We start from the raw sequence: 15,046 nt of genomic DNA, 5'->3' as shown, positions 1-15,046 counted from the left end.
AACGCCGCCCTCTCATCTCCGTACGCGACACGTTGTCATTCCATGTCGGGAGCAAAGGACAGTTAGCCCGGCGCGCCGAACGGCGACGCATGGACGCAGCACTCATCATCCTCGACGGGTGGGGACTCGGCGACCACGACCGCCGCGACGCTATCAAGGCGGCGGACACGCCGAACTTCGACCGCTACCGCGACGCGGGCGCGTTCGGGACGCTCATCGTCGACGGCCGGCGCGTCGGTCTTCCGGACGGCCAGATGGGCAACAGCGAAGTCGGCCACCTCAACATCGGGGCCGGCCGCGTCGTCAAGCAGGCGTACACCCGCATCGGCGACAGCATCGACGACGGCTCGTTCTTCGAGAACGATGCCATCACGGCCGCCTACGACCACGCCGACGAACACGACGGCCGCGTACACCTCATGGGCCTCGTCTCCGACGGCGGCGTTCACTCCGACCAGGAGCACCTCCACGCGCTCATCGAACTCGCCGCCGAACGCGGCGTCGACGCCGTCACCCACGCCTTTACCGACGGCCGCGACACCAGTCCCACCGGCGGCGAGGCGTACCTCTCGGACCTCGAAGCCGTCGCCGAGGAGCAGGGAACCGGCGGCGTCGCCACCGTCTCCGGGCGCTACTACGCGATGGACCGCGACCAGAACTGGGAGCGCACCAAGCGCGCCTACGACGCCATCGTCGAGCGCGAGGCGGAGTGGACCGCCGACACCGCCGTCGACGCCGTCACCGAGTCGTACGACCGCGGCGACACCGACGAGTTCGTCGAGCCGACCGTCGTCGACGACGCGCCCGCCCTCGAAGACGGCGACTCGGTCATCTTCTTCAACTTCCGCGCGGACCGCGCGCGACAGCTCGTTCGGATGCTCTGCGACATCGAGCCCGTCTGGGAGTTCGAGACGGCGCCGCCGGAGATCCTCATGACGACGATGACGCAGTACGACAAGACGTTCGACGTCTCGGTCGCCTACCCGCCGGAACAGCCCGAAGACACGCTCGGCGAGGTGCTCGCCGAGGCGGACATGACGCAACTGCGCATGGCCGAGTCCGAGAAGTACCCCCACGTCACCTACTTCCTCAACGGCGGCCGCGAGGTCGAGTTCGACGGCGAGATTCGGAAGATCGTCGAGAGCCCCGACGTGCCGACCTACGACCTCCAACCCGAGATGTCCGCGGCGGAACTCACCGACTCGGCCATCGACATCATCGAGTCCGACGACCCGAACGTGATGGTGCTCAACTACGCCAACCCCGACATGGTCGGCCACACCGGCGACTACGAGGCCGCCATCGAGGCGGTCGAGGCGGTCGACGAACAGCTCGGGCGGCTCGTCCAGAGCGTCCGCGCGCACGGCGGCCACGTCTGTATCACCGCCGACCACGGCAACGCCGACGACATGGGCACCGAGGACGACCCGCACACGGCCCACACGTTCAACCCCGTCCCGTTCGTCTACCTCGCGGCCGACCGCGACGACGAGGCCGCCCCGGAGAACGACGCCGAGGACGAAGCCGCCGACCTCGACCCCGAACACCCGCTTTCGGGCGGTCGGACCGTCCGCGAGGGCGGCTCGCTGTGCGACATCGCGCCGACCATCCTCGAACTCGTCGGCGTCGACCAGCCGGCCGCGATGACCGGCGAGTCGCTGTTAGAATAGGGCCCGCCGCTCGCACGCTCTACGTACTCTCTGCCCTCTATTTTCGTCCCCTACGCGCCCGATTCTGCCCGGTAGCGACGGTACGCGGTCGGGACGAGCATCGACACGCCCGCGACCGCCGCGAGCACGACGAACTCCGGGCGGACGGCCGCGGCCAGCGACTCGGTCGTGAGCGTCTCGACCGACGCGCCGGCGATGACGCCCGCGACGGCCCACGGGAGTTCGCCGACGGCGGTTCCGAGCGCGAACGCGCCGAGCCGGACGTTGGCGACGCCCGCCGCCACCGACACCACGTCGGAGGGGATCGGCAGCAGGCGGCTCGCGGCGACGCCCCTGACGGACCCCGTCTGCTCGACGGTTCGCTCGCCGACCTCGGCCAGTCTGGTCGTCCCGCGGTAGCGCCGCGCGAAGAGGAACGGCGGGACGCTCGTGAGGACGATGAGCGCCAGCGCGAACGGCACGCCGACCGGGCCGAGGCCGTAGCCCACGACGAGCGCGAGGAGCGTCGTCGGCCACGCGAGAAGCGGGCGGACGAGCGCGAGCGCGCTCACGACGACGACGAGTCGGACGGGGTCGGCGGCGACCCACGCCGCGCGCGCGATGACGGCGTCTGGAGACGCGAACAGGAGACCGGCGACGACGGCCGCGAGCGCGAGGCCGGCGGCGAGACGCGGACGGGGCACGGAAGCTCTGGAGTCGGTCGTCGCGCCGCGACCAAACGCTTTGTGCTTCGGAGGGCTTTAGCCCGCCCCGGTTCGATTGGCTCCCGAACCGTGACCGAGCCCACACGCGACGAGCGCGTCGAACTCGCGCTCGACCTCCTCGCGCACCTCGAAGCCGACGAACTCTCCCTCGCCGAGGTCGTCGACCGCATCGAGACGGTCACCACGGACCCGACGCTCACGCGCGACATCCTCGATACCGCGGAGCTTCGGGGCATCATCGAGCGCGACGGCGGCCGCGTCCGTCACAACCGCGGCGGCACGTTCGTCAGATTCGAGAGTCAGGTCGTCCAGCGCGAGGGCGACTTCGACTGCCGCCGCTGCGGCGCGTCCATCTCCACCGGCCACTTCGTGCGGTTCGAGTCCGGCGAACTCGGGCCCTTCGGCTCGTCGTGTATCAGGAAAGTGCTCGGGCGGGAATAGGTGTCCGGGCGGTCGTCGTCGGGCGAACTCCGCGGTTACCGCCCGCGGCGGAGTTCTTCGATGAGCTGTTCGACCAGCTCCTGCTGGTGGCGAATCTGCTCGCTTTGGGCCTCGACGACCTCGCGGAGCGACTCGATTTCGTCTGCGAGTTCGGCGTAGTCGGCATCGACGGCACCGGAGCCCGCCGACTCGGACTCGGCGGCCGACTCGAAGCCGGAGCCCTCGAACCCGAGGTCCGCGGCGTCGGCGACGTTGCCCGACGCCGACTCGGTCGACGCCGCCTTGGCGGCCTGCTTCGCCTCCGCCACCGCGCCGGTCGCGGAGGGGGCTTCGACGGACTGCGTCCGGGTGGCCTGCTGGCTCGCCTCGGCGGCCGCGTCGCCCTCGGCGCGGGTGGCGTTCGCCGGTTCGTCGGACAGCTCACCGGGATTCGCGCTCAGCGGGTCGGGGCCCGCGCCGAAGTCGGTGTTGTCGCGGTCGGCGGCGTCGGCGGACTCGTCGTTCGCCCGCGCTTTCTCCATCTGGACGCGGAACTCCTCGAGACTGCCGACGCCGTGGTAGTCACACAGCGCACGTGCAAGTTTCTCGCGGACGAGCCGGGCCTCCTCGTTGGGAATCTTGAACCGCTCCTGGCGGCCGTCGACGGTGAGCACGACCGTCGTAGCGACGCTTCCGGACTCGAATTCGAGGTCGGTCACGTCGGCGTAGCGGTACGACTCGTAGTCTTCGTCCCAGACCGCGCTGCCGATGTGCCGGACGACGCGGGCGTCGGTGACGACGAACGTGAGTTCGCTGAAACGGAACGTCTGGACGACGCGCTCGCCTTCTTCGTCGGTCACGCCGGCGGCCGCGAGCACGCCCTCGACGATGGGTTGGAGCGCGTCGTCGAGCCGCTTCGAGGACATCGAGAACGTCTCGCTCCCGTCGAGACCGTAGTCGAGCGATAGCTTCGCTTTTCGTCGCCCTTCCTTGACGGACAGTCGCTCCGCGGCGTGCGAGAATTCGTCGACGGACTCGTCCGAGAGGAGGCCTTCGGCCCGATAGACGAGCGTCCGCGTCGGAGTCACAAACAGTTCGTCCTCGCCCCCGAGGTGGACGCGCGTCACCACGTCTTCCTCTCCGAGGACGGACTGGACGATCTCCGGTTGGCTCATGCGTGTGTGCACCCGGTGTTGGGACATAAATCCGCGGGTGATGACGCGAATCGAGTGGCGTGGTGACTCGCCCCGCGGTCGTCGGAGATGAGAAGCTTAAATACAACCAGCACACAACGGGAAGTTGAGCCCGGGTGGCTTAGCTGGACATAGCGCCGCACTCATAGGGTTTCACAATCGGTGCGGAACGCCTTGGAAGCCTCCGCCCCTCGCGAAGTCATGCCGGCTTCGCACCTGGGACATGCGGAGATCGTGGGTTCGGAGCCCACCCCGGGCATTCTTCGATTCGTCACGCACGCAGAGCCGTCCGTGGGTCGTCACGGCCGCGCCCGTTTTCCGCGAAACCACGTCGCTGTGAGCGACGGCCAATCACCGAAAAAAGCCGAAAACGTCGTCTGCGACGCTAGTCGAGCGGGTCGTCGAGTTCGCCCATGACGGCTTCGAGAGCGTCGGTCGCGGTGAGGAGGCCGACGACCTCGCCGTCCCGAAGGACGAGCGCGAGTTCCTGGTCTTCCGCTTGGAACTGGTCGAACGCGTCGCTGGCGTTCGTGTCGGCGGCGAGCGTCATCGGCGGCGCGGCGATTTCGTCGAACGAGCGCTCGCCGGCGCGGAGCGCCTCGAAGTTGTCGATGATGGAGGGCGCGTAGACGACGCCGCGGAAGTCGGTGAGCGACTCGCCGACGAGCGGGAACCGGGTGTGGGGCGTGTTCCGAATCCGGTCGAAGTTCTCGCCGGGCGTCGCCGCCGTCGAGAGCGAGACGATGTCGTCTGTCGGAATCATGATTTCGCTGATGGAGAGTTCGTCCGCGTCCAGCGCGCTGAGCACCTCGTCGCGGCGCTCCTCGGTGAGTTCGCCCTCCTGAAGCAGCGAGTTCAGACGCTCGCGGAGTTGGCCGCGGGACTCGATGACGTCGGTTTCGGTTTCGAGCCACGCGCCCGACATCTCGATGCCGAAGAGCTTGAGCGTCCACTTGGCGACCCAGTCGCCGAACTTGATGACGGGCGAGATGGCGACGTAGAACCAGTGCAGCGGCGCCGCCCCGTAGCGACAGACCATCCGGGAGCGCTCGACGCCGAGGTACGTCGGCGTCTGCTCGCCGTGGGTGAGGTGGAGGAGGTTGATGATCAGGTAGGCGAGGAGCGCGCCGGCGCCGATGGTCGCGAGCGTCGTGCCGGCGAACAGCGGCTCGAGTAGCGGTTCGAACAGCGCCGCCAGCGCGGGCTCGGCGACGATACCCACGGCGATGCTCGACGCCGTGATTCCGACTTGGCAGGTCGTGAGATACAGTTCGAGCTCCTGGGTCATCTCCCAGGCCCGTTCGAGTCGGGAGTCGCCGTCGACGAACTCGGACTCGGTGAACTGGCGGGCGCGCGTCAGCGCGAACTCGATGGCCACGAAGAAACCGTTCGTGAGGATGAGCAACGCCCCCGCGACGAGGCGTATACCGATCTCTGTTGGGTTCATTTGTGTCGGTGTCCCCTTCGTTCGCGTTCGACCCGTTAGAAAGCATCGGCCGTCCGGACGTATATGTAGTGTATTGTCGGGAGTCGCGTATTATTCAATTTGAACTAAGCTTCTGACAACGATGCCGGGAGGGTTAATGTCGCGGGCGACAGACGACCGGACGAATGACGAGTCGAGAACTCGACGCGCTGGACAGGAAGATACTGTACACGTTGCAGTCGGAGGCGCGCCGCACGTCGTCGACCGACATCGCCGACAAACTCGACGCCTCGGCGAGCACCGTCCGAAACCGTATCCAGCGACTCGAAGCCGACGGAGTGGTCCGCGGCTACCACGCCGACGTGGACTACGAGCGCGCGGGGTACCAACTGTACACGCTCATCGTCTGTACGGCCCCGATTCCGGAGCGCGAGGAGTTGGCCGAGGCCGCCGCCGCGGTCCCCGGCGTCGTCGAGGTACAGGAGGTGATGACCGGCGAGCGAAACGTCATGGTCCGAGCCATCGGCGTCGACGGCGACGACCTCAGTCGAATCGGCGAGGAGTTAGACGAACTGGGGCTTCGCGTCTCCGACGAGGACCTGATTCGGAACACCCACCGCCGGCCGTACGCGAAGTTCGGCGACGGGGGCGACGAGTGACTCGGCCGAGAGTCGACGCGCGAGGCGCCGCCGCTCGGAACCGACACCGGTGACAGTTCGGTAGGTGAACCGATCCCACGGGGCGTGAAACGCCGTCTCAGTACCGAATTCGACCCCGTCGATGTCGGATGGCCCGGCTCTCGAACCACCGGTACAGCTTTGATAGGTGATAACGAACTGGTAATCGCCGTTGTCAGAGACCCTCCCGTTCGCGTCGGTCTCTCGCCGACCGGATGCCCCCCCCACCACCACCATCACCACCAGAGCGGTTCAACGCGCTCCGACAACGGGTAGACGCAGCTGCAACAGCATCGCGCGGTCGGGCCTCCCTGCACTCGCCGCGTGGTACGCTACGTGGTTTCACCGGACGACCGCCCCCGGTCGTTCGCTTCCGACGGCGTCCACGCCTCGGGTTTTGTTCTCCGACGACGCCGATTCCCGCGAGCGACGGCGTTTCAACGGTCGGAAAGTCAGGTCGTGGCCGACTCAGTCGAGTCGTTCGACCTGAACCAGCGCGACGGGGTCGTCCCAGCCGTAGACGGCGGGGTCGAGGTCGCCGTCGCCGACGATACCCGCGTGCGGCGCGATGACGCCGTCCTCGGCGAGGTCGGGGTCGCTCATGCCGGTTCCGTCGGTCCCGGAGTCGATGCCGTAGAGGGCCTGTGCAGGGGGGACCATGTCGCCGTACGCCTCGGTGTTGACCTCGGTTCCGGCGTCGTAGCTGGCCGCGAAGTACGACCGCGACTCGTTGACCCGCTCCGGGAGCGGGACGGTGTCGAGGCCGGCGAACCCGTCGTTCGTGCCGATAAGCATGCTGACGAACGAGAGGTACGCGCCGCTGGCGTCGGTCTCCAGTTCGAGCGTCGCGGCCGCGGGGAACATCTCGCTCGCCGGGAGTTCGTCGGGGACGAGCGGCGCGTCGCCGACCGCGACGCCGCGAACGTCGTCGGTTTCCTCGGCCAGTTCACCAAGCGGGCCGAGGTTCCCGTTCTCGGCGAGTTCCCTGATGGCGTCGCTCGCCGGGTCGCCGACGGCGAACAGTTCCACGCCGGCGCGGTGGGCGACCACCGCGGGCGGGGTGAGCGGCTGTCCCGTCGTCAGGTTCGCCACGGTCACGCGGTAGGTTCGCGCGGACTGGCTGTTTCCGTTTCCGACCGATTGGCCCGGCAGGCTCGCACTACCCAAACAGCCGGCGAGGGCGGCCAGCACGCCCGCGCCGGTCAGTCCGAGTACGGTTCGTCGCGTCGTCGGAGTCGTCGTGTCCGTCATTGGTCTCACGTGTGGTCGATGCCACGACAACGAAGACGCGAGACCGGCTAAAGGCGGTTTTTCGAGATTCGGGGTGACTCCGTGACGAATCGGGGTCGACTCTGTACCAAATTCGGACCGGGCGAGGGCCGAAGGTCGAGACCGCCGGGCGTTCACCGGACCGTCACGTAGGTCAGGAACGCCAGCGCGACGAGTTGGAGGCCGCGGAGGACCAACACGGCCTGCTGGACGTGGGGGTCCCCGGAGTAGAGGCTCTGCATGGTGAAAAAGAAGTAGAGCGCGACGGCGTTCTCGACGAGCATGACGACGGCGAACGCGAGCAGGCCGAGGACGAGCGAGGTGCGGAACGTCCGGTAGTTGCGAATCCACACGGCGGTCAGCGCCGCGAGGAAGACGATGTTCGCGCCCGAGAGGGCGCTGGCCGCCATGATTTGGGTGTCCATTGCCATGGTCATTCGAGGTGTGTCGTGATTTCTTCGAAGGTGTCGCGGTACCGTTCGAACTGGTCGGTGAGGAAGTACAGCCGTCCGTACTTGTCGCCGCCGGCCTCGACGACCCCGTGGGATTCGAGGGCGTCGAGGTGGTGTCTGACGGTCTTGTAGCCCACGTCGAGCTCGTCGGCGAGGCGGTTCGCGTTCTGCGGGCGCTCCGAGAGGGCGCGGATGATGCGGACGCGGTTCTCACCGCCGCGAGTCGCCGTGAGCAGATACCAAAGCGCCTTCTCCATCGACTGTTCGTTTAGTTGATTGGTCGAGCGCGGTAATATTCTCGCGGGTGCCGTTCGACGCGACGAGTTCGACTCGGCGACGACCGTACATGAGCGTTGTTCCAGTTCCGTACCAAATTCGGGTGGAGTCTCCGGACGCGTCGAGTCGGTCGGTGCCGCCGCCCCGACGGCGCTCGCCGGTGTCCGAGACGGAATCGACTCGGCCTCACCGGCGGACCGACTCGAACCGGCAGGGCTCCCCGACGGCAGTAAGGGATATGTCGGTCGCGTCCTACGAAAACTCGTATGGACGACGACACCGGACGGAACGCGTGTGCCATCGAGTCCCCGAAGGGACGGCCCTGTCCCTTCTGCGGCACGTCGATGGACCACCGCCACTGCAAGTACGTCTGCCCGGAACACGGGGTCGTCTACGACTGCAGCGACACGTTCTGGTAACGAAACCTGACAGGAGACGCCCGCGCTGGTACCACTGCGAAGTCGGCGGGTTCGCGGGTTGATTTCACGACAGCACGAAGCGTTATGTCGGCGGAGACCTAACGAATGACTGTCCTCCCCGGTCAGCTCAGTTGGTCCCGAGACGGATGCGGCCACGTACACGAAACGATGCTCAACGAATCACAGGTCGAGGCGGGAAAAGACATCCAACAGCGGACGGGAAAGACGTTTTACTTCGCGACGCGCCTCCTCCCGGAGCGCGTCAGACACGCCACGTACGTGCTGTACGCGTTCTTTCGGGTCGCCGACGAGGTCGTCGACGCCGAGGAGACCGCGCCGCCGGCACAACAGCGCGAGCGTCTCGAACGCCTCCGCGCCGAGGCGCTCGGCGAGGTCGAGACCGACGACCCCGTCCTGTCGGCGTTCGCCGAACTCAGAGAGCGCTACGGTATCGACCCCGACGACGTGAACGTCTTCATCGACGCGATGGAGTCGGACATCGAGAAGGACCGCTACGAGACCTACGACGAACTTGAGACGTACATGGACGGGTCGGCCTCCGCGGTCGGTCGGATGATGACCGACGTCATGCGTCCCGACGACCCCGAGGCGGCGCTCCCGCACGCGACGGCGCTGGGACAGGCGTTCCAGATGTCGAACTTCCTGCGCGACGTGGGCGAAGACGTGGTCGAGCGCGACCGGGTGTACCTCCCGCGGACGACACTGGACCGCCACGGCGTCGACGCCGAGCAGATACTCGCCCTCGAGTTCGACGAGCGCGTCGCCGACGTGATGCGCGACGAACTCCGCCGAACGGAGTCGCTGTACCGCGACGGCGTCGCCGGCATCGAGTACCTCCCGGCGGACTGCCAGTTCCCGGTACTCCTCTCGGCGGTGCTGTACGCCGACCACCACCGTTCGATTCGGAACCTCGGCTACGACACGCTCGCGACGACACCCGAACTGAGCTTCGGGCGGAAGCTCACGCTCCTCGCGAAGACCGCGGCGTACTGGGCCGTCTGGCGCGACCCCGTGGCCGTGTTCAAGGCCGTCAGCGTCGTCCCGTACCCGGACGACGACGACCTCGACGCGGATTTCGGCCCCGGTTCGACGCGGGCCACCCGCCCCCGACGCAGCGGGCGCGTCTCCGGCTGGCTCCGGTCGCTGAACCGCTGGGGCTCGGACTGAGCGACGCGCGATTTTTCCGCGACTGAAAGATTTAGTGGGCGGCCGAGAGAGCCCTCGGCATGCATCGCGTCACCCTCGACACCCGGTTAGACGACTGTCCGCTGGGACGGGTGACCGCCGCGCACGACGTGACGCTGACCACGCCGTACTGGAATCTCTCGCCCGAAACCGGCCAGTGCGACCTCTGGGTCGAAGCCTCGTCGCCGGGGCGGTCGCAGTTGGAGGCCGGCATCCGCGCGCTCAGAGACGCCGACGGCGTGCGCCGCTTCGAACTGAAGTGGAAGCGCGGGTCGCACGCGACGGCCCACGTCGTGCTCGAAGAGACCGTCGCCATCGAGACGGTCATGGCCAACGGCGGCGCTGTCATCGCTCCGTTCCGCGACAGGGACGGCTGGGAACGGTGGCACCTCGGGTTCGCCGAGCCGGATGCCGCGGCGGCCACCCTCGACTCGCTCGACCGCCGCTACGAACTCACCGTCGTCGAGCAGACGCCGCTCACGGACTCGGGTGCGGCCGCCGTCTTCCGGAACTTCCACGAGGCCGCGACGCTCCTCGACGGCTGTGAGCGACTCACCGAGACGGAAGCGCGGGTGCTCCGAACCGCGGTCGAACACGGCTACTACGAGACGCCGCGGGGCGAGTCGCTCGCCTCCCTCGGCGACCGCTGTGGCGTCTCCGACGTCGCCATCTCGAAGACGCTCCGCCGCGCGGAGCGAAAGCTCCTCGGGGCCGCCGTCTCCGCGCTCGCCGGTCTCGACGCCGACCGCGACCCGCCGACCGGGCGGCCCGGCGACGGGGGTTAGCATCCTAACCCTCCGGTTCTCCCGGCTCGCGGGCGTAGGTCACGGTGATGAGCGCACACGCCGACGCATCGCTCTCGACCGCCGACGAGCCGAGATCGATTCTCGACACGCCACCGCGAACCGCTGACTCGACCGCGCCCGCGACCCCGGGGGTCCCCGATCAGCCGCCCCATGGTCGGTGACCAACTCCTCCCCGGTCGGTACCGAAACGCCGTCCTGTTCGTTATTTTGGCGGCGCTGTGGGGCGGGACGTACCCCGCGGTGACGCTCGGGCTGGGGTCGTTCCCGCCGATTCTGTACGCCGCGTTCCGACTCGACATCGGGGCGGCGCTCCTGTTGCCGTACGCGGCGTGGCGCACCGACTACTGGCGGCCCCGCACGCGAGGCGACTGGGCGGCCGTCTCGGTCGCCGGTCTCCTGACGCTCGCGGGCTACGGGGTCCTCCAGAACGTCGGCCAGCAGACCGTCCCGAGCGCGGTCGCGTCGGTGCTGGCGGGGCTGATTCCGATACTGACCGTCGGCTTCGCGAAGCTGTTTCTCCCCGACGAGCGGTTCGGCCCGGTCGAACTGCTCGGCGTCGTCGTCGGCTTCCTCGGCTTAGTCGTCATCACCGACCCGGACCCGTCGAACCTCCTCGGGGCGAACGCCGCGGGGCAGGTGATACTGGTGCTCGCCGCGGCGTCCTTCGCGCTCGGCGGCGTACTCGCCCAGCGAATCGAGACCGAGATGCCGTTCGCCGCCCAGACCGCGTGGGCGATGGTCGTCGGGGCCGCCGCGACCCATCTCGCGAGCGCGGCGAGTCCGACGGAGTCGCTGGCGGGGGTCGATGTGTCGGTCGCCGGCGTCGTCGGCCTCGTCTACCTCGGCGTCTTCGCGAGCGCGGTCAGTTACCTGCTGTACTTCTCGCTTCTCCCCCGACTCGGCTCGGTCGAGCTCAACCTCGTCACCTACGCCATCGCCGGCTTCGGGACGGTGTACAGTTGGCTTCTGTTCACGGAGCCCGTCACCGCGGCCACGCTCGTCGGCTTCGGGTTCATCCTCCTCGGCTTCGGCCTGCTCAAGTGGAAACGGCTCGGAGCCGCCTATCGGGGCCGGCGTCGCGGCGTCGAATCCGACTGAGAGACAGCGCTGGGGTCGCGACAGACGGGCGCGAGCGCGAGCGAACCCCGCCGCTCAGGAGCGCCACGGCAGCCGCCGCGGAAGCCGCAGAAGCCGCGAGTCGAACCGGTCCGTCTTGAGCAGTCCGACGCCGAACAGCGCCGCGACCGCGACGGGAATCCAGTTGCCGAACCACGCGTTGATGCCGCCCCAGAGGATGACGAAGCTCACCAGGTCGTCGAGCATGAACTCCGTGCGGTCGAGCCGCGCGAGGAGCGCCTCGCGGTCGAACGACCAGTCGAGCGCGACGACGGCGACGGTCGCGCTGACGACCCAACCGGCGTAGTTCGAAAGCGGGACGCCGTAGAACAGCACCGCGTCGTCGGCGAGGCGGTAGTACTCCCAGAAGCCGAGCGCGACCGCGCCGGGGTCGAGCACCACGTCCATGGCGAGGACGGCCGCGATGACGACGCCGAGGCGGACGGCCCCGTTGCGGGCGCGGTCGCCCAGCAGGAGCAGACACAGCAGGTAGGCGTTCATCACGAGCGGGATGAAAAACACCGGCAAGCCGATCGGAACGCCGGCGACCGTCGGCCCGAGGTCGACGCCGTAGTGGAACCAGCCGTACGGCCAGCCCGTGGTGACGCCGGTGTACTCGATGGCGTAGGCGTACGCGGTGAGCGCGCCGACGCCGAGGGCGGCCCGCCGGGTCACGAGCGGGAGGACGCCCACGATGAGCGGCGAGCGCATCACGAACGTCCCGAGGAGGATGAGAAACGCGTTGAACGCCAGCGGGTCGGGGAGCCAGCCCATCGCGCTGGCGACGAGGAGCACCGCGCCGTTCAGCGGGAAGAACACCGAGATGGTAAAGCGGTTGTCGCGCACGAGTCGGTCGAGCGCCGCCTCCGCTTCACCGCGGGTAGACGGCAGCCGCGCTCGCAGGTCGCTCGCGCTCACGGCCGCACCTCCGGTTCACCCATTGACGAGCCTCCAGAGAGCCCCGAGGGTGATGAGCATGCCGACGACGGTGTTGATGACGGGGTACCACCAGTACGCCCGGTCCACGTCGACGCCGGAGGTGGCGATGCCGAGGACGACGACCGGATAGGCCGCCAAGAGCGCGCCGAGTCGGAGGTCGACCGCGGCGAAGGCGACAGCGGCGAGACCCCACGTCGCGGCGCAGTACCAGTAGGTCCGGCGCTCGCCGAGAGCCGTCGCGGTCGTTCGAATGCCGGCCTCGCGGTCGGGCTCGATGTCGGGAATCGCGGAGAACGTGTGCATCCCCATCGTCCAGAGCCACGCGCCCGCGACGGCGAGCATCGGGGGGTTCGACCCCGAAACGGCCGCGTAGGCGGCGACGCCCGGCAGGACGTACAGGCCGTTCGAGACCGAGTCGAGAAGCGGCGTCGTCTTGAACCGAAACGGCGGCGCGCTGTACTCGACAGCGAGGAAGAAGTGCGCGGCGAGCCACGGCCACGCCACCCGCGGAACGACGGCGAACAGGCCGACGCCGAGCAGGCCGCTCGCGGCGACGACGGCGGTGTTGACGGGGTCGCCGCGCCAGCGGGCCTCGCGGTCGTCCTTCTTCGGGTTCGCCTCGTCCACGTCGGCGTCGAACACGTCGTTGACGCCGTAGAGAAAGACGTTCGCGGGGACGAGGAAGTACGCGAACAGGGCGACCGGTTCGAGGCCGAACAGGTCGGCGGGGGCGCTCGCGGCGGCCGCCACGCCGACGACGACGGGGCCGGCGAGGTAGAGCCAGAAGCGGGGCCGCGAGAGGACCGCGAGGTAGACGAGCCGGTCTCGGAGACCGCCGTCTGCTCCCCCGTCGTCGCCGCCTTCGCCGGACTCGGTCTGTGCGGCCATGTCGGCGCTCATCTCGCGTCGTCGGCCATCTCCTCGGCGGTGAGTTGACCGCTGATGAGGCACATCGGGACGCCGATGCCCGGCGTGGTAAACGAGCCGGTGAAGTAGAGGCCGTCGACCGCCTCGGAGCCGTGGGGCGGGCGGAGGAGCGCCGTCTGGAACAGCGTGTGCGCGAGGCCGAGGGCGGTGCCCTGCGTGCTGTTGTAGCGCTCCTTGAAGTCGTTCACGCAGAACGACTCCTCGACGACGATTCTGTCGCGGAGGTCGACGCCGGTGTTGTCGGCGATGTCGGCGAGGACGAGGTCGCGGTAGCTCTCGCGGAGTTCCGGCGTGTCCTCCAGCCCGGCCGCGATGGGGACGAGCGCGAACAGGTTGCTGTGGCCCTCCGGAGCGACCGTGTCGTCGGTCTTCGAGGGGACACAGAGGTAGTACGCGGGGTCGTCGGGCCACGCGGGGTCTTCGAATATCGTCTCGAAGTGGTCGTCCCAGTCGGTGGGTAACACGAGCGTGTGGTGGGCGAGTTCGTCCACGTCGCCCTCGACGCCGAGGTAGAGCAGGAACGCCGAGGGGGCGTAGGTCCGAGAGTCCCAGTAGTCGGCGTCGTACTGGCGCTTCTTCTCGGGGAGGAGCTCCTGTTCGGTGTGGGCGTAGTCGGCGTCGGAGACGACCTGGTCGCAGAGGAACTCGCGGCCGTCTTCGGTGCGGACGGCGAACCCGCCGCGGCGACCCGCGATTTCGGCCACGGGGGAGTCGGTGTGGAACTCGACGCCCAGCTCCTCGGCGAGGTCGACGATGGCGTCGACGACGCCCGCGAGACCGCCGTCGGGGTAGTAGACGCCCATGTTGAAGTCCACGTGGCTCATCAGGTTGTAGAGCGCCGGGGTGTTGTTCGGCGCGCCGCCGAGGAACACCAGCGTGTACTGCATTATCTGCTGGAGCTTCGGGTGGTCGAAGTACTTCTCGACGTGGTCCTGCATCGAGCCGACGAGCGACAGCCCCCACGAGTACCGGAACACGTCGAGGTCGATGTAGTCGGTTAGCTCCGGGCGGTCGGTGTAGACGAAGTGCTCCATCCCGATGCGGTAGTTCCGCTCGGCCTTCCGGAGGTAGTCGTCGAGCCTGTCGCCCGCGCCGGGCTCGTAGGACTCGAAGGTGGCCTTGTTGGCCGCGACGTCGGGAAGCATGTCCACCCGGTCGCCGTCCTTGAAGAAGATGCGGTAGTGCGGGTCGAGTCGGGTCAGCCCGTAGTAGTCCTCGGGCCGCTTGCCGAAGTAGGCGAAGAAGCGCTCGAACACGTCGGGCATGAGATACCACGACGGCCCCATATCGAACCGGAAACCGTCGCGTTCGAGCGTGCTGGCTCGGCCGCCGAGCTGTTCGTTCTTCTCCAACAGCGTCACGTCGGCACCGGCGTCCGCGAGGTAGCACGCCGTCGAGAGGCCGCCGAACCCGCCGCCGACGACGACGACGGACTCGCCGGCGAGGGAGTCGAGAGCCGAGACAGAATTCATGTCCGTTCGTAAGGACGTAGAGGACATAAATCGACTGACCGAATCGACCGCCGTCGGGGGGTAGCTTTAGGCTC

At 68.2% G+C, this 15,046-nt stretch carries 16 protein-coding genes and 1 tRNA gene; 8 read left to right on the top strand and 9 right to left on the bottom strand.

What is annotated here, in order from left to right:
* Window positions 1-89 precede the first annotated feature (89 nt).
* A complete protein-coding gene (gene gpmI / locus C5C07_RS11135; RefSeq protein ID WP_004975013.1) occupies window positions 90-1,670 on the top strand; it encodes a 2,3-bisphosphoglycerate-independent phosphoglycerate mutase in 1,581 nt (526 codons plus the stop codon).
* Between the two features lie 50 nt (window positions 1,671-1,720).
* Here gpmI and C5C07_RS11130 read toward each other — a convergent pair whose 3' ends face one another.
* Window positions 1,721-2,353 carry a TVP38/TMEM64 family protein gene (locus C5C07_RS11130; protein ID WP_004975010.1) on the bottom strand — a complete coding sequence of 211 codons (633 nt, stop codon included), beginning with the start codon at window positions 2,351-2,353 and terminating at the stop codon, window positions 1,721-1,723.
* Window positions 2,354-2,443: 90 nt separating this feature from the next.
* Here C5C07_RS11130 and C5C07_RS11125 point away from each other — a divergent pair, with 90 nt between their 5' ends.
* Entirely contained in the window at window positions 2,444-2,815 is a 372-nt protein-coding gene (locus C5C07_RS11125) for a DUF5830 family protein (RefSeq protein ID WP_004975009.1), read from the top strand.
* Between the two features lie 35 nt (window positions 2,816-2,850).
* Here C5C07_RS11125 and C5C07_RS11120 read toward each other — a convergent pair whose 3' ends face one another.
* Window positions 2,851-3,969 (bottom strand): hypothetical protein, encoded by a 1,119-nt coding sequence (locus tag C5C07_RS11120; protein WP_115805071.1) that lies wholly within the window; start codon window positions 3,967-3,969, stop codon window positions 2,851-2,853.
* A gap of 128 nt (window positions 3,970-4,097) precedes the next feature.
* Between C5C07_RS11120 and C5C07_RS21295 the strand changes: the two genes are divergently transcribed.
* Window positions 4,098-4,246 (top strand) — tRNA-Met (locus C5C07_RS21295).
* Between the two features lie 126 nt (window positions 4,247-4,372).
* On the opposite strand, the gene C5C07_RS11115 is transcribed toward C5C07_RS21295, so the two are convergent.
* Entirely contained in the window at window positions 4,373-5,434 is a 1,062-nt protein-coding gene (locus C5C07_RS11115; RefSeq protein WP_004975005.1) for a CNNM domain-containing protein, read from the bottom strand.
* A 164-nt stretch (window positions 5,435-5,598) separates the two neighbouring features.
* Between C5C07_RS11115 and C5C07_RS11110 the strand changes: the two genes are divergently transcribed.
* The gene (locus C5C07_RS11110; RefSeq protein WP_004975004.1) at window positions 5,599-6,072 is read left to right on the top strand and encodes an Lrp/AsnC family transcriptional regulator; all 474 of its coding nucleotides are present in this window, start codon (window positions 5,599-5,601) and stop codon (window positions 6,070-6,072) included.
* 486 nt (window positions 6,073-6,558) lie between these two features.
* Here the strand turns inward: C5C07_RS11110 and C5C07_RS11105 are convergent, their stop codons facing one another.
* From C5C07_RS11105 to C5C07_RS11095, 3 genes are all read right to left on the bottom strand, one after another.
* On the bottom strand, window positions 6,559-7,341 hold the full coding sequence (locus tag C5C07_RS11105; protein WP_115805070.1) for a spondin domain-containing protein: 783 nt from the start codon (window positions 7,339-7,341) through the stop codon (window positions 6,559-6,561).
* Between the two features lie 152 nt (window positions 7,342-7,493).
* Complete coding sequence (locus tag C5C07_RS11100; RefSeq protein ID WP_049905074.1) at window positions 7,494-7,790, bottom strand: hypothetical protein; 297 nt, start codon at window positions 7,788-7,790, stop codon at window positions 7,494-7,496.
* A 2-nt stretch (window positions 7,791-7,792) separates the two neighbouring features.
* On the bottom strand, window positions 7,793-8,068 hold the full coding sequence (locus C5C07_RS11095; protein WP_004975000.1) for a winged helix-turn-helix domain-containing protein: 276 nt from the start codon (window positions 8,066-8,068) through the stop codon (window positions 7,793-7,795).
* 285 nt (window positions 8,069-8,353) lie between these two features.
* Between C5C07_RS11095 and C5C07_RS21685 the strand changes: the two genes are divergently transcribed.
* The 4 genes from C5C07_RS21685 (at window position 8,354) to C5C07_RS11080 (ending at window position 11,616) form a co-directional block, all read left to right on the top strand.
* Complete coding sequence (locus C5C07_RS21685) at window positions 8,354-8,506, top strand: HVO_2523 family zinc finger protein (RefSeq protein ID WP_004974999.1); 153 nt, start codon at window positions 8,354-8,356, stop codon at window positions 8,504-8,506.
* Between the two features lie 168 nt (window positions 8,507-8,674).
* Window positions 8,675-9,694, top strand: a complete 1,020-nt coding sequence (locus tag C5C07_RS11090) for a phytoene/squalene synthase family protein (protein WP_115805069.1) — start codon at window positions 8,675-8,677, stop codon at window positions 9,692-9,694.
* A gap of 59 nt (window positions 9,695-9,753) precedes the next feature.
* Window positions 9,754-10,497, top strand: coding sequence for a helix-turn-helix domain-containing protein (locus C5C07_RS11085; protein WP_004974997.1), 744 nt, complete (start codon window positions 9,754-9,756; stop codon window positions 10,495-10,497).
* A 171-nt stretch (window positions 10,498-10,668) separates the two neighbouring features.
* Window positions 10,669-11,616, top strand: coding sequence for a DMT family transporter (locus C5C07_RS11080; protein ID WP_004974989.1), 948 nt, complete (start codon window positions 10,669-10,671; stop codon window positions 11,614-11,616).
* Between the two features lie 54 nt (window positions 11,617-11,670).
* Here the strand turns inward: C5C07_RS11080 and cruF are convergent, their stop codons facing one another.
* The 3 genes from cruF to C5C07_RS11065 are packed head-to-tail and all read right to left on the bottom strand — an operon-like array spanning window position 11,671 to window position 14,972.
* The gene (gene cruF, locus C5C07_RS11075; protein ID WP_008095371.1) at window positions 11,671-12,552 is read right to left on the bottom strand and encodes a bisanhydrobacterioruberin hydratase; all 882 of its coding nucleotides are present in this window, start codon (window positions 12,550-12,552) and stop codon (window positions 11,671-11,673) included.
* A gap of 15 nt (window positions 12,553-12,567) precedes the next feature.
* Window positions 12,568-13,473: a prenyltransferase gene (locus C5C07_RS11070; protein WP_004974982.1), complete on the bottom strand. Its 906-nt coding sequence runs from the start codon at window positions 13,471-13,473 to the stop codon at window positions 12,568-12,570.
* Window positions 13,470-14,972: an NAD(P)/FAD-dependent oxidoreductase gene (locus tag C5C07_RS11065; RefSeq protein WP_004974981.1), complete on the bottom strand. Its 1,503-nt coding sequence runs from the start codon at window positions 14,970-14,972 to the stop codon at window positions 13,470-13,472. The genes C5C07_RS11070 and C5C07_RS11065 overlap by 4 nt, the downstream gene beginning before the upstream one ends.
* Window positions 14,973-15,046 lie beyond the last annotated feature (74 nt).

Origin of the sequence: Haloferax sp. Atlit-4N (assembly GCF_003383025.1) — an archaeon.
In the GTDB taxonomy this organism is placed as follows: Archaea; Halobacteriota; Halobacteria; order Halobacteriales; family Haloferacaceae; genus Haloferax; species Haloferax gibbonsii.
The sequence above is the reverse complement of the archived record's forward strand: the minus strand, read 5'-3'. Positions and strand labels throughout refer to the sequence as shown.

Excerpts from the sequence above, each read along its gene's own strand:
- gpmI (WP_004975013.1), top strand. The coding sequence starts at position 90 with ATGGACGCAGCACTCATCATCCTCGACGGGTGGGGACTCGGCGACCAC.
- C5C07_RS11120 (WP_115805071.1), bottom strand. The coding sequence starts at position 3,969 with ATGAGCCAACCGGAGATCGTCCAGTCCGTCCTCGGAGAGGAAGACGTG.
- C5C07_RS11115 (WP_004975005.1), bottom strand. The coding sequence starts at position 5,434 with ATGAACCCAACAGAGATCGGTATACGCCTCGTCGCGGGGGCGTTGCTC.
- C5C07_RS11110 (WP_004975004.1), top strand. The coding sequence starts at position 5,599 with ATGACGAGTCGAGAACTCGACGCGCTGGACAGGAAGATACTGTACACG.
- C5C07_RS11105 (WP_115805070.1), bottom strand. The coding sequence starts at position 7,341 with ATGACGGACACGACGACTCCGACGACGCGACGAACCGTACTCGGACTG.
- C5C07_RS11100 (WP_049905074.1), bottom strand. The coding sequence starts at position 7,790 with ATGGCAATGGACACCCAAATCATGGCGGCCAGCGCCCTCTCGGGCGCG.
- C5C07_RS11095 (WP_004975000.1), bottom strand. The coding sequence starts at position 8,068 with ATGGAGAAGGCGCTTTGGTATCTGCTCACGGCGACTCGCGGCGGTGAG.
- C5C07_RS21685 (WP_004974999.1), top strand. The coding sequence starts at position 8,354 with ATGGACGACGACACCGGACGGAACGCGTGTGCCATCGAGTCCCCGAAG.
- C5C07_RS11090 (WP_115805069.1), top strand. The coding sequence starts at position 8,675 with ATGCTCAACGAATCACAGGTCGAGGCGGGAAAAGACATCCAACAGCGG.
- C5C07_RS11085 (WP_004974997.1), top strand. The coding sequence starts at position 9,754 with ATGCATCGCGTCACCCTCGACACCCGGTTAGACGACTGTCCGCTGGGA.
- C5C07_RS11080 (WP_004974989.1), top strand. The coding sequence starts at position 10,669 with ATGGTCGGTGACCAACTCCTCCCCGGTCGGTACCGAAACGCCGTCCTG.
- C5C07_RS11070 (WP_004974982.1), bottom strand. The coding sequence starts at position 13,473 with ATGAGCGCCGACATGGCCGCACAGACCGAGTCCGGCGAAGGCGGCGAC.
- C5C07_RS11065 (WP_004974981.1), bottom strand. The coding sequence starts at position 14,972 with ATGAATTCTGTCTCGGCTCTCGACTCCCTCGCCGGCGAGTCCGTCGTC.